The 13,300-nt window shown below is 65.4% G+C and carries 11 protein-coding genes; 5 read left to right on the plus strand and 6 right to left on the minus strand.

Going from position 1 to position 13,300, the window contains the following annotated elements; genetic code table 11:
• Positions 1 to 259 precede the first annotated feature (259 nt).
• The 3 genes from aceE to lpdA all read left to right on the plus strand — a co-directional run bounded on the left by aceE (position 260) and on the right by lpdA (position 6,597).
• Positions 260 to 2,968: a pyruvate dehydrogenase (acetyl-transferring), homodimeric type gene (aceE, locus tag FVD38_RS23625; protein ID WP_147937050.1), complete on the plus strand. Its 2,709-nt coding sequence runs from the start codon at positions 260 to 262 to the stop codon at positions 2,966 to 2,968.
• 145 nt (positions 2,969 to 3,113) lie between these two features.
• Entirely contained in the window at positions 3,114 to 4,760 is a 1,647-nt protein-coding gene (aceF, locus tag FVD38_RS23630; RefSeq protein ID WP_147937051.1) for a dihydrolipoyllysine-residue acetyltransferase, read from the plus strand.
• 13 nt (positions 4,761 to 4,773) lie between these two features.
• On the plus strand, positions 4,774 to 6,597 hold the full coding sequence (gene lpdA, locus FVD38_RS23635; protein WP_147937052.1) for a dihydrolipoyl dehydrogenase: 1,824 nt from the start codon (positions 4,774 to 4,776) through the stop codon (positions 6,595 to 6,597).
• Positions 6,598 to 6,645: 48 nt separating this feature from the next.
• On the opposite strand, the gene FVD38_RS23640 is transcribed toward lpdA, so the two are convergent.
• Genes FVD38_RS23640 through FVD38_RS23655 form a run of 4 tightly spaced genes read right to left on the minus strand, consistent with a single transcriptional unit; the run spans position 6,646 to position 10,455 of the window.
• Positions 6,646 to 7,386 carry a LytR/AlgR family response regulator transcription factor gene (locus tag FVD38_RS23640; protein ID WP_229493963.1) on the minus strand — a complete coding sequence of 247 codons (741 nt, stop codon included), beginning with the start codon at positions 7,384 to 7,386 and terminating at the stop codon, positions 6,646 to 6,648.
• Between the two features lie 20 nt (positions 7,387 to 7,406).
• Complete coding sequence (locus FVD38_RS23645) at positions 7,407 to 8,564, minus strand: sensor histidine kinase (protein WP_147937054.1); 1,158 nt, start codon at positions 8,562 to 8,564, stop codon at positions 7,407 to 7,409.
• Positions 8,561 to 10,045 (minus strand): carotenoid oxygenase family protein, encoded by a 1,485-nt coding sequence (locus FVD38_RS23650; protein WP_147937055.1) that lies wholly within the window; start codon positions 10,043 to 10,045, stop codon positions 8,561 to 8,563. The genes FVD38_RS23645 and FVD38_RS23650 overlap by 4 nt, the downstream gene beginning before the upstream one ends.
• An 8-nt stretch (positions 10,046 to 10,053) precedes the next feature.
• Positions 10,054 to 10,455, minus strand: a complete 402-nt coding sequence (locus FVD38_RS23655; RefSeq protein WP_147937056.1) for a DUF2141 domain-containing protein — start codon at positions 10,453 to 10,455, stop codon at positions 10,054 to 10,056.
• 220 nt (positions 10,456 to 10,675) lie between these two features.
• Here FVD38_RS23655 and FVD38_RS23660 point away from each other — a divergent pair, with 220 nt between their 5' ends.
• Positions 10,676 to 10,999, plus strand: coding sequence for a hypothetical protein (locus FVD38_RS23660; RefSeq protein ID WP_123070372.1), 324 nt, complete (start codon positions 10,676 to 10,678; stop codon positions 10,997 to 10,999).
• Between the two features lie 67 nt (positions 11,000 to 11,066).
• Here the strand turns inward: FVD38_RS23660 and FVD38_RS23665 are convergent, their stop codons facing one another.
• Together FVD38_RS23665 and FVD38_RS23670 are read right to left on the minus strand one after the other, a co-directional pair.
• Positions 11,067 to 11,252 carry a hypothetical protein gene (locus tag FVD38_RS23665; RefSeq protein ID WP_109346579.1) on the minus strand — a complete coding sequence of 62 codons (186 nt, stop codon included), beginning with the start codon at positions 11,250 to 11,252 and terminating at the stop codon, positions 11,067 to 11,069.
• Between the two features lie 129 nt (positions 11,253 to 11,381).
• Positions 11,382 to 12,086, minus strand: coding sequence for a TetR/AcrR family transcriptional regulator (locus FVD38_RS23670; protein ID WP_229493955.1), 705 nt, complete (start codon positions 12,084 to 12,086; stop codon positions 11,382 to 11,384).
• 71 nt (positions 12,087 to 12,157) lie between these two features.
• Between FVD38_RS23670 and FVD38_RS23675 the strand changes: the two genes are divergently transcribed.
• A complete protein-coding gene (locus FVD38_RS23675) occupies positions 12,158 to 13,297 on the plus strand; it encodes an HlyD family secretion protein (RefSeq protein WP_147937057.1) in 1,140 nt (379 codons plus the stop codon).
• Positions 13,298 to 13,300 lie beyond the last annotated feature (3 nt).

Below are 13,300 nucleotides of genomic sequence, written 5' to 3' on the forward strand. Positions count from 1 at the left end.
TAAATGGCCCGTTTTTCGCCGGACCAAAGGCGCTTCGGTATACGATGTCCGTTGATAGAAAGTTCAATGTTTCCCTATGAAAAATGTGCACTTGCAGCATACGATTTCATATAGTGAAATCGCATACCGTAATTTGAAAATGCCAAAATCCACTGGTAGAATCCATTGGTTTATCAAAAAGTTAGTTTGAAAATTCACTACTCGCCGCCAGCCTGCGCAGGGATCGGGTCGGGGCGCACCACTCTAGGAGACGCATGACATGTCAGCTCAACTCGACCAGTTGACCGCGCAAGCCGCCAATGATCCGGACGCGATCGAGACCAAGGAATGGCTCGATGCGCTGGAAGCGGTGATCGAACATGAAGGGACCGAACGCGCCCATTACCTGATGGAGCGCCTGGTGGACCTGGCGCGCCGTCGCGGCGCCCATGTTCCGTTCTCGGCCAATACCGCCTACGTGAACACCATCCCGGCCCACCTGAACCAGAATTCGCCGGGCAATCTCGAATACGAAGAGCGCCTGCGCTCGTGGATGCGCTGGAACGCGATGGCGATGGTCGTCAAGGCCAACCGCGCCGACGGCGACCTGGGCGGCCACATCTCGTCCTTCGCCTCGCTGGCGAACATGCTGGGCACCGGCTTCAACCACTTCTGGCACGCCCCGACCGAAGACCACGGCGGCGACCTGCTGTACATCCAGGGCCACTCCTCGCCCGGCATCTACGCGCGCGCCTTCCTCGAAGGCCGCCTGACCGAAGAACAGCTGCTCAACTTCCGCCGCGAAGTCGACGGCAAGGGCCTGTCCTCGTACCCGCACCCGAAACTGATGCCGGACTTCTGGCAGTTCCCGACCGTGTCGATGGGCCTGGGCCCGCTGATGGCGATCTACCAGGCGCGCTTCCTGAAGTACCTGCACGCACGCGGCATCGCCAAGACCGACAACCGCAAGGTCTGGGTCTTCTGCGGCGACGGCGAGATGGACGAGCCGGAATCGATGGGCGCGATCGGCATGGCCGCGCGCGAGCAGCTGGACAACCTGGTCATGGTCGTCAACTGCAACCTGCAGCGCCTGGACGGTCCGGTGCGCGGCAACGGCAAGATCATCCAGGAACTCGAAGCCGACTTCCGCGGCGCCGGCTGGAACGTCGTCAAGGTCATCTGGGGCTCGCAGTGGGATCCGCTGCTGGCCCAGGACAAGGACGGCATCCTGCAGCGCGTGATGATGGAATCGGTCGACGGCGAATACCAGAACTACAAGGCCAAGGACGGCGCCTACGTGCGCAAGCACTTCTTCGGCAAGCATCCAAAGCTGCTCGAGATGGTGTCGAAGATGAGCGACGACGACATCTGGCGCCTGACCCGCGGCGGCCACGACCCGCACAAGATCTACGCCGCGTTCAAGAACGCGCAAGAGAACAAGGGCACCCCGACCGTCCTGCTGGTGAAGACCGTCAAGGGCTTCGGCATGGGCAAGTCGGGCGAGGCGCGCAACACCGCCCACCAGACCAAGAAGCTCGACGACCAGGCGATCCGCGACATGCGCGACCGCTTCAATATCGCCATCCCGGACGACCAGCTGGCCGACATCCCGTTCTTCAAGCCGGCCGACGACGCGCCCGAGATGGTGTACCTGCACGAGCGCCGCAAGGCCCTGGGCGGCTACCTGCCGCAGCGCCGCGAGAAATCGGACGAAAACCTGGTGGTGCCGAAGCTCGAGAGCTTCAAGGGCGTGCTCGAGCCAACCCCGGAAGGCCGCGAGATCTCGTCGACCCAGGCCTATGTGCGCGTGATCACCAGCCTCTTGAAGGACGAAAGCATCGGCCAGCGCATCGTGCCGATCCTGGTCGACGAATCGCGTACCTTCGGCATGGAAGGCCTGTTCCGCCAGATCGGCATCTTCAACCAGCAGGGCCAGTTGTACGAGCCGGTCGACCGCGACCAGGTGATGTACTACCGTGAAGACAAGGCAGGCCAGATCCTGCAAGAGGGCATCAACGAAGCGGGCGGCATGAGCTCGTGGATCGCGGCGGCGACTTCGTACTCGTCGAACAATCGCACGATGATCCCGTTCTACACCTTCTACTCGATGTTCGGCATGCAGCGCGTGGGCGACCTGGTCTGGCTGGCCGGCGATATCCGTGCGCGCGGCTTCCTGATGGGCGGCACCGCCGGTCGCACGACGCTGAACGGTGAAGGCCTGCAGCACGAAGATGGCCACAGCCACGTGATCGCCGCGACCGTGCCGAACTGCCTGCCATATGACCCGACCTTCGGCCACGAAGTCGCCGTCATCATCCAGGACGGCCTGCGCCGCATGGTGGAAGAACAGGAAGACGTGTTCTACTACATCACCATCATGAACGAGAACTACCCGCATCCAGGCCTGAAGCCGGGCCAGGAAGAGGGCATCCTGAAGGGCATGTACCTGCTCCAGGAAGGCGCTGCGATCGCCGGCGACAAGCCAGCGCCGCGCGTGCAGCTGATCGGCTGCGGCACCATCCTGCGCGAGTCGATCGCAGCAAGCCAGCTGCTCAAGAACGACTGGGGTGTCGATGCCGACGTCTGGTCGGCGCCTTCGCTGACCCTGCTGGCCCGCGATGGCCAGGACGCCGAGCGCTGGAACATGGTCAACCCGGAACAGCCGCAGCGCGTGCCGTACGTGACCTCGCTGCTGCAGAACACCAGCGGCCCGATCGTCGCGACTACCGACTACATGCGCATGTTCGCCGAGCAGATCCGCGCCTTCATGCCGAAGGACCGCACCTATAAAGTGCTGGGCACCGACGGCTTCGGCCGCTCGGATTCGCGCGTCAAGCTGCGCGAGTTCTTCGAGGTGAATCGCTACTACGTCACGGTTGCTGCCCTGCGCTCGCTGGCCGACGAAGGCAAGATCGACCGCGCCATCGTGTCGCAGGCGATCGCCAAGTACGGCATCGACCAGAACAAGCCGAATCCGGTGACCCAGTAAATGCTCCGTCGTCCCCGCGAAGGCGGGGACCCAAGTTTGTGTGCACTGCGATGGAAATGACAGTATCAGCTGCGCTTGGTAACTTGGGTCCCCGCCTGCGCGGGGACGACGTGTAGCCACTCAAATAAAAATTGGAGCTAACACTATGAGCATTGTGGAAGTCAAAGTCCCCGATATCGGCGACTTCAAGGAAGTCGAAGTCATCGAACTGATGGTCAAGCCGGGCGACACGATCAAGGTCGACCAGTCGCTGCTGACCGTCGAATCGGACAAGGCGAGCATGGAGATTCCATCGAGCCATGCCGGCGTCGTCAAAGAGATCAAGGTAAATGTCGGCGACAAGGTCGCCATGGGTTCGCTGGTGCTGCTGCTCGAGGAAGCCGGCGGCGCCGCCGAAGCGCCTGCTGCTGCTCCCGCAGCCGCGCCTGCAGCCGCTGAACAACCGGCTGAAAAGCCTGCCGAAGCGCCAGCCGCTGCCGCTCCTGCCGCATCCGGCGGCCTGGTCGACGTCAATGTGCCGGACATCGGCGACTTCAAGGAAGTCGAAGTCATCGAGCTGATGGTCAAGGTCGGCGACACGATCAAGGTCGACCAGTCCCTGATCACGGTCGAATCGGACAAGGCCAGCATGGAAATCCCGTCGAGCCATGCCGGTGTCGTGAAAGAACTGAAAGTGAAGGTCGGCGACAAGGTTGCCAAGGGTTCGCTGGTGCTGGTCGTGGAAGCGACTGGCGGCGCGCCTGCCGCTGCGGCTCCTGCCGCAGCGCCTGCACCTGCCGCAGCGCCCGCAGCCGCGCCAGCGCAAGCAGCGGCGCCAGCACCTGCCGCCGCTGCTGCTCCAGCTGCAGCGCCAGGCGTGACCGGCTCGAAAGCCCACGCCTCGCCATCGATCCGCAAGTTCGCGCGCGAACTGGGCGTCGACCTGGGCCGCGTGCCTGGTTCGGGTCCGAAAGGCCGCATCACCCAGCAAGACGTGCAGAACTTCGTCAAGGGTGTGATGGCCGCGCCAGCAGCCGCACCGGCAAAATCGGGTGGCAGTGGCGTTGGACTGGACCTGCTGGCCTGGCCGTCGCTCGACTTCTCGAAATTCGGCCCGACCGAAACCGTGCCGCTGTCGCGCATCAAGAAGATCTCGGGCCCGAACCTGCATCGCAACTGGGTCATGATCCCGCACGTGACGCACTTCGACGAAGCCGACGTGACCGACCTGGAACAGTTCCGCGTCGATTCGAACGCCGCGCTGGCCAAGCAAAAGTCGGCCGTCAAGCTGACCATGCTGGCCTTCGTCATCAAGGCAAGCGTCGCCGCGCTCAAGAAATTCCCGCAATTTAACGCGTCGCTGTCGGAAGACGGCGCGGCCCTGATCACCAAGCAGTACTACAACATCGGCTTCGCGGCCGACACCCCGAACGGCCTGGTGGTCCCGGTCGTCAAGGATGCGGACAAGAAGACCATCTCGCAGATCGCCACCGAAATGGGTGAACTCTCTGGCCTGGCGCGCGACGGCAAGCTGCCGCCGACCGCGATGCAGGGCGCGACCTTCACCATCTCGTCGCTGGGTGGTATCGGTGGCACTAACTTCACGCCGATCATCAACGCGCCTGAGCTGGCGATCCTGGGCCTGTCCAAGTCGGCGATGAAGCCGGTGTGGGACGGTTCGGCCTTCCAGCCGCGCCTGATGCTGCCGATGTCGCTGTCGTACGATCACCGCGTGATCGACGGCGCCGGCGCCGCGCGCTTTGCCGCCTACCTGGGCGAAGTGCTGGCCGACCTGCGCAAGACCCTTCTGTGATTGGAGCGCCTAGATGAGCACTGTTGAAGTGAAAGTCCCCAACATCGGCGACTTCAAGGACGTCGAAGTGATCGAGCTGATGGTCAAGGCCGGCGACACGATCAAGGTCGACCAGTCCCTGATCACCGTCGAATCGGACAAGGCCAGCATGGAGATCCCATCGACCCACGCGGGCGTGGTGAAGGACATCTCGGTCAAGGTCGGCGACAAGATCAACGAAGGCACGCTGTTGCTGACGGTGGAAGAGTCGGGCGCCGGCGCTGCAGCTCCGGCTCCGGCAGCTGAAAAGCCTGCCGACAAGCCAGCCGCGGCGCCAGCCGCACCGACCGAATCGCAGGCGCCAGCCAAGCCGGCGCCTGCGCCGGCCGCGCCGGCTGCCGCCGCGCCGAACGCTTCGAGCTACTCGGGCCAGGTCGACATCGAATGCGAGATGATGGTGCTGGGCGCCGGTCCTGGCGGCTACTCGGCCGCCTTCCGCGCCGCCGACCTCGGAATGAACACCGTGCTGGTCGAGAAGTACGCGACCCTGGGCGGCGTGTGCCTGAACGTCGGTTGCATTCCATCGAAGGCGCTGCTGCACGTGGCGCACATCATGGATGAAACCGCGCACATGGCCGACCTGGGCGTGGCCTTCGACAAGCCGCAAGTCGACATCGACAAGCTGCGCGCGCACAAGGACGGCGTGATCAAGAAGATGACTGGCGGCCTGGCCTTCATGGCCAAGGCGCGCAAGGTCAATGTGGTGCAGGGCGTGGGCCAGTTCCTCTCCCCGAACCACATCGAAGTCACCGGTCCTGACGGCGCCAAGAAGGTCGTGGCCTTCAAGAAGGCGATCATCGCCGCCGGTTCGTCGGTCGTCAAATTGCCGTTCGTGCCGGAAGATCCGCGCATCGTCGATTCGACCGGCGCACTGGAGCTGCGCCAGGTGCCGAAGAAGATGCTGGTCATCGGCGGCGGCATCATCGGCCTGGAAATGGCGACCGTCTATTCGTCGCTCGGTTCGCGCATCGACGTGGTCGAGATGATGGACGGCCTGATGCAGGGCGCCGACCGCGAGGCCGTCAAGGTCTGGCAGAAGTTCAACGCCCACCGCTTCGACAACATCATGACCAAGACCAAGACCGTCGGCGTGGAAGCGCTGCCGGAAGGGATCAAGGTTACCTTCGAAGCGGCCGAAGCCGGCGCGACGTCGCCAGAACCGCAGCTGTACGACCTGGTGCTGGTGGCCGTGGGCCGCAGCCCGAACGGCAAGAAGATCTCGGCCGACAAGGCCGGCGTGACGGTGAGCGATCGCGGCTTCATTTCGGTCGATAGCCAGATGCGCACCAATGTGCCGCACATTTTCGCCATCGGCGACCTGGTGGGCCAGCCGATGCTGGCGCACAAGGCGGTGCACGAGGCGCACGTGGCGGCCGAAGCGGCCCTGGACAAGAAGACCCACTTCGACGCCAAGGTCATTCCGTCGGTCGCGTACACCGATCCCGAAGTGGCATGGGTCGGTCTTACCGAGGATGAAGCCAAGCAGAAGGGCATCAAGGTCGAGAAGGGCCACTTCCCATGGAACGCCAGCGGCCGCGCTGTGGCCAACGGCCGCGACGAAGGCTTCACCAAGCTGCTGTTCGACGCCGAGACCCACCGCATCGTCGGCGGCACCATCGTCGGCACCAATGCCGGCGACATGATCGGCGAGATCGCGCTGGCGATCGAGATGGGCGCGGACGGCGTGGACATCGGCAAGACCATCCACCCGCACCCGACCCTGGGCGAGTCGATCGGCATGGCGGCGGAAGCCTACGAAGGCGTCTGCACCGATTTGCCGCCGCCGAAGAAGCGTTGATCGCGGCAAGCGCATGACAGGAACGGGACCAGCGATGGTCCCGTTTTTTTACATCTGCCGGAACACGTCCATGTAGTTGCGGCTCACCACCAGCTGCTCATCGCGTCCCTTGAGCTTCACATGCAGCCGCCCGCGAAAATCGGTGCGCGTGCCCGCCACGTGGCGCGCCGCCACGATCACGCCACGGTGGATCTGCCAGAACTGTTGCGGATCGAGCTGTTCCTTCAACTGCCGCAGCGGCGTGCGGATCAGGCTTTCGCCGTCCGGCAGGAACACGCTGGTGTACTTGTCATTGCTCTGGAAGTAGATCACTTCTTCTACCGCGATCAGGCGCGTTTCCTGGCCCGAGGCGGCGCGGATCCATTGCAGCGGCGCCGGCGTGGCGGCGGCCGCGGGAACACCGGCCCCGAGCTGGCGCAGCAGCGCTTGCAGCGCATCCGCCGGCAGCGCGGGCATCGGTGCCGAAAGGGTAGCGCGCAGCCGCTCCACGGTACGCGCCAGCCGCTCCTGGCGTATCGGTTTCAGCAAATAATCGAAGGCCTCGTGCTCGAAGGCCTGGGCCGCGTAATGTTCGTGCGCGGTGGTGAACACCACGCGCGGAGGATTGCCGCCGGCGCACAGGCGCGCGGCCAGGTCGATCCCGGTCAGGCCCGGCATCTGGATGTCGAGGAAGACCACCTGCGGCGCCAGCTCGTCGATCAGGCGCAGCGCTTCGATGCCGTTCGGCGCGCGTACGATGTCGAGCCCGGGCCAGGCCTCGAGCAGCTGGGTGGCGAGATAGTCGAGCAGATGCGGCTCGTCGTCGGCGATCAGGGCAAGGCAGCGGTCGATGATGTCACCTCGGTCTGTGAAAGGGGAAGCAGCAGGCGCGCGACCACGCCGCCGCCGGGATTGTCGAGCAGTTCCAGGCGGGCGCCAGGCCCGTGCAGCTGACGCACACGCTCGCGCAGGTTCGAGAGGCCGACGCCGCCGCCGGGCCGTGGCGGCGCGGCCACCAGCCCGCGGCCGCTGTCACGCACCTCGACCCTCAGCACGCCTTCATCGACGGCGGCGCGCAGCACGATCTCGCCGCCGTCCACCTTCGGCTCCAGCCCGTGCATGACGGCGTTCTCCACCAGCGGCTGGACCAGCATCGGTGCGATCGGCAGGGCGCGGCAGGCATCGTCGGCCTCGATGCGCCAGCGCAGGCGCGCGCCCATGCGCACGCCCAGCACGTCGAGGTAGCTTGCCGCGAGATCCAGCTCCGCGCCGAGCGTGGCGCTGCCGGCGCGGCTGGCGGCCAGGCTGGCGCGCAGGTAGTCGATGAAGCGTTCCAGCATGCGTTTCGCATCGACCGGCTGGCTGTCGATCAGGCTGACCACGTTGGCCAGCGTGTTGTACAGGAAGTGCGGCTCGATCTGGGCCTGCAGCGCGCGCAGCTGGGCCTCGGCCAGCAGGCGCGCCGTGGTCGCCATCTGTTCTTGCCGGCGCGCTTCCAGGGTCTGGCGTTCGATGCGGCGCTCGCCGGCTACCAGCACCGCCAGCATGGCCGCGCCGATGACCAGGCCGAGCGCCAGCAAGCCCGTAAACGCATCGGAATGCATGGCCGGCAGCGCGCCCCGAAGGATGGCGCCCGACAGGACGAGGCCGAAGGCGGCGCACAGGGCGATGGCGGCCAGTTCGAGCAGGCGCGCGACGAGCCGGCTGGCGGTCGGCGGCACGACTATTTCCAGCAGCCGCAGTGCGCCGTGGATGGGGAAGCCGATACTCTGCGAAGCCAGCAGGCTGTAGCCGAACATGGTGTGAAACGACGAGGGCCAGTTGCCGAAGGTCTGCAATACCACCGTGATCGCGAATGCGATCAGGGTATTCCACAGCGCGGTGTAGAGCAGGTCGCGCATGGCCGAGCGCGGCCAGCGCCGGAATACCGGGAACAGTTCAAGCGGATGGCCGCGCCTGCGCGCCAGGGTCGGGGTGGCTGTATTCATGCTGCTAGGAAATTACCATGAAAGCAGTGCGGCGCGCGATAGGGGAGTCGCGCCATTGCCACGGGACCATCCTTGACGCCGGCGGCATCGAACACCGTCATCACGGTCTGCCTGGTGCGCAAGTCCTGGGCCACGCCGACCAGGTAGCCGTCGGTTTCCGAGCGCGCGTTGCGGCGCGGGACCAGCACGTGCTCTTCTACCTGCCAGCCGGCGCCGAAGGCGTAGCCATCGACCTTGCCGCTATCCGTATCGACCAGATTGACGCTGTCGAGCCTGAGGTCGGGCGAGGCGCCGCTGGCGCCCAGCAGGGCCAGGCGGCGGTGGCGCGCCATCGCCACCTGCGGCATCACGCGCGGGAATTCGCTGGTGCCGAACAGGCGATCGGTGCGCGCCTGGCCGCTAGCATAGTCCAGCGTGATCTGCACCGCGCGGCTGCGCGGCGGCGTGTGCTCCCCGCGCATCACGCTGCCCACTTCGGCCAGCGCATCGCCCTCGTGCAGCACCACGTCGAAGCGGGTGCAGTCGCCGTCTTCCCACGCATTCCCGAAGTGGAACACCATCTGCGGCGGCAGCTCGAATACCTGGCGCAGCGCCAGCGTGTCCTTGGCCACCACGATCACCCGCGCCGGACGTGCGGCGTTCCCGCTTCCGGCCCATCTATGGCGGTCGGCGAAACTCCGGCCGGCATCGTTCTGCAGATCGTAGGGCGGCACAACGAAGATCAGGTGCTTTGCGCTGACGACGAAATCATGCACCAGCGCCAGTTGCGGTACCGGGAGCACGGCGGTGCGCAGCACCTCGCCCTTGGCGCTGATCTGGTAAAGCGCCAGGCGGTTGGCGCCGGGCAGGGTGCCAAAATTCCACATGCCGCCCTGCGGATCGAGCTTGGGGTGGGCCGAGAACGGCATCGCACGCAACTCATCGCTCCAGGTTTTTATCCCGCGTGTAGCCAGCGTGTCCGGATCGAGCTCGGTCGCCGAGCCGCCTTCCCACAGCGCATACAGGCGGCCGTCATAGGGCAGCAGGCTGGTGTTGGCGGCGTTCATGGTGTCGTTGTCGCGCACGCCCCGGCGCGTCACGAGCGTGCCGAAGGCCGGATACAGGAACTGGCCGGCCGCGCTTTCGTCGATGTAGCGCTGGGTCTCGACGAAGCGGCCGCGGTGGTGCACCTTGCCGTCGCCCACAATCCAGGCCTGGACGAAGCCGTCGCCGTCGAACCAGTGGTGATAGCGTTCGCCACCCAGCTCGAAGCGGCCCGGCCCGTTGCGATAGAAGGTGCCGCGAAGGTCGCGCGGCAGGCGGCCCTTGACGACGGCGTCGCCTCCCTGGCTGCCGGCCTGGTTGGCGTAGACCGCCAGCGACGGGTCGCGTGCCAGGGCGGCGTGGAAGCGTTGGTAGGTGGCCTCGTCGGCGCGAACCGCCGGTGCGAGGGCGAGGGCGCCGAGGGCGGCGCCGGCATGCAAAAAGGAGCGGCGGTCCATGGCCGGCCTCAGCGCAGGGTGACGCGGATGGCGCTGCCTTCGGCCGGCAGGTCGATGCGGGCGGCCTCGAAGGTCGGTGGGCCCATATTGCCCAGCGCATCGTTACTGAAGCCGGTTGCCTCGACCGGGATCCCCATCATGTTTTGATCCAGCTTGCCGTTGTCGTTGGCGTCGTGGTACACGGAGACGGCGTACTGGCCGGCTGCCAGGCCCTTGAACTCGAGGGTGGCGCCGACCGCGGCGCTGGCGACCTGCAAGGGGCGCTTGAGGAAGCGGTCGGCGCTGTCGAACAGCGCCACGCGGACGGCGCCGCCGTCGCCGCGCGCGCCGTCGACCTGGATCGACAGGTCGGCGGCGTGGCTGGCGGTAGCGCTGGACAGCAGGGCAAGCAGGAGGGCAAGGCGGTTCATGGAAGGCTCCGTTGAGTGGTCGGTAGGGCCATTCTGGAAGAGCGAACCGGGCCCCGCCGCGGTTTGCGACGAAGCGGCGCCTGTCGGCGCGAGTTGCAGGCATGCGGCGCCAGTTGCCTTGCCCGCGTGCGCCGCTTGCCAGCGCCTGCCAAAAGCCTATGATGAGAAGATGCGGCGGCAAGCCGACTTGCCGCGTCCGTGTTCAGCTCAGGAGGGCAAGATGGACGAGCACTGCAACGAGTACGTCGGGACCGTCTACGTGTTACCGGAAACCCGCTGTTTCGAACTCCATACCACGGTCCATGGCGCGCCGGCGACCATCACCGGCACGGTATCCCAGCTGCTGGCCTCGCAATTCAGCCAGTACGTGCCGGGCGCCATCGGCACCGTCGATCCGCAGCAGGTGGCGGTGCGGCCGCGGCGGGTCGAGGTACTCACGCGCGAACTGCACGAGCGCCACCGCGCGCCGCGCAAGGTGCATCTGCTCACGCGCGTGCATGACGTGGAAGAGCAGGCCAGACCAGTACCCGTGTCGGCCATTTGAAGGCGCTACAAATGAAAAATGCCGCCCGGCTTGCACCGGACGGCATTGTCATGAAGGCGACTTTGCTTCAGCCGAAGCTGACGAAGCGCTCCGGGATATCGATCGTGCCGGCCTTGGCCGCGGCGGCATAGGTGCGCATTTCAGCGATGACCGCTTCCATCTGGTCAGCGCCAGGATTTTCGATGAAGTTCTTCATGCGTTCTTGCAGCGATGCTTGTTGATCACGCCATTCGTATCTGGACGACTTGCTCATGCTTTCTCCTCGCGGTCTCACCGCTGTTATTGATATTCACGACATCCTCTGTGAAGGCTTACAGATTGCCACAAAATCATCCCTTGTGTCCGTGCGATGCCGCACTTAGTTTCGTGACTTAACATTTATTTAACAATTCTTTAGCACGCTGATATAGAACAGATCGAGCCGTGCCGTCAGCTGGCGCCGCGCTTCTTCACGGCTCGGTTCAGCGTCCGGGAACAAAAAGCGCCCGATCGGATCGCCGCAGATACAGCCGATCAGGTGGATCGGCAGCAAATCCAGCGGCACGTCGTCGCGCAGCTGGCAGCGGATATCCGGGCGTGCAAAGAAGCGGTGCAGCGTCTCGCGCGTCAGGCGCGGCCCGCCTTCGTAAAACGCTTCCGCCAGTTCCGGATTGCTGCCGGCCTCGGCGATCACCACGCGCTGCATGGCCATCGTATCGGGGTCGACCAGCAAATCGTAAAAGCTGCGCGCGAAGTCGTCGACGATCTCGCGCAGCGGCCGGGTGTCGATGTCCATATTGTGCCCGGCAAACAGGCGTTCTCGCCGTGAGGCGAGCACGGCCTTGAGCAGGCCGGCCTTGCCGCCGAACTTCACATAGATCGTGCGCACCGCCACCCGCGCCTCGCGGGCGATGGCTTCCAGGCTGACCTTGGTATAGCCATGGCGCAGGATGAGGCAGCCCGCGGCGTGGATCAATTCCTGGGTGCGGGCCTCGACTTCCGACGCCTTCGGACGTCCGGCGGATTTGACGGTGGCGGGTATTTCACTCTGTGCTTTGCTCATGGCAAAGACTCTAGTGCAAACTAAAATGAAACGCAACCGTTTCATTTCTTGACTTCCGTGTATTGCTGGCAAATAATGCGATGAATCCATTTCATTTCATTTTCCGGAGCTTTTCCATGGCAGAGATGCACAGCACGGCAGGGCAGGCGCCCGCGGCACAAACCCCAGCGGGCGGGGCGCCCGGCAAGAGCGGGCCCAACAAGCGCGTGCTGGCCGTGGTCGGCCTGATCGCGCTGGTGGCGATCGGCGCAGGCGGACGCATGTGGTACCGCAGCCATCACTTTGTCGAGACCGAAAATGCCTACGTCACCGGGCGCGTGCACCAGGTGTCGTCGCGCGTGGCCGGTGTGGTCACCAAGGTGCTGGTGGACGACAACCAGCTGGTGAAGGCGGGCGACACGATCGCCGAGCTCGATCCGGTCGACCATGCCGTGCGCGTCGAGCAGATCGAAGCGCAGATCGCCAGCGTGCAGCAGCAGGTCGGCCAGGCCGAGGCCCAGATCCAGCAGGTACGCGCGCAGGCCGCGGCTGCCGGCGCCCAGGTCAAGCAGTCCCAGGCCCAACTGCTTCGGGCGCGCCAGGATGCCGAGCGCTTCGGCCAGCTGTACAACGAGACCATGAAGGCGGTCTCGAAGGCCGAGGTGGATGCGTCGAGCGCCGCGCGCGACGCCGCCGTGGCCGACCTGGCCGCGCGCCGCGACAATGCGTCCGCCGCGCAAGCCCAGATCGGCGCCGCCGAGGCGGGGCGCGACGTGCTCAAGGCGCAGGTGAAGGTCTTGCAGGCGCAGTGGAAGGAAGCGCGGCAGCAGCTGGCCTACAACCGCATCGTGGCGCCGGTGGACGGCCGCGTCGGCCGCCGCAGCATCGAAGTCGGCGCCCGCGTGCAGCCGGGCCAGGCGATGCTGGCGGTGGTCGAGGATAATGTGTGGGTGGTCGCCAACTTCAAGGAAACCCAGCTCGCCGGCCTGGCGCCGGGACAGAAGGTCAGCCTCGACGTCGATGCGCTGCCGGAACACCACCTGGTGGGCCGCGTGGACAGCTTCGCCCCGGCCTCGGGCAACCAGTTCGCGCTGCTGCCGGCCGATAACGCGACCGGCAACTTCACCAAGATCGTGCAGCGCGTGCCGGTCAAGATCACGCTCGACCCGCAGGACGTGAAAAAATACGCCGGCCGCCTGGTGCCCGGCATGTCGGTGGTGGCCGAGGTCGAACTGGGCCAGGACGTCAAACCGACCCAGACCGCCGCCGTCCACTAAGCG

It is taken from the genome of Massilia arenae, from assembly GCF_008014745.1.
GTDB classification, from domain to species: domain Bacteria; phylum Pseudomonadota; class Gammaproteobacteria; order Burkholderiales; family Burkholderiaceae_D; genus Telluria; species Telluria arenae.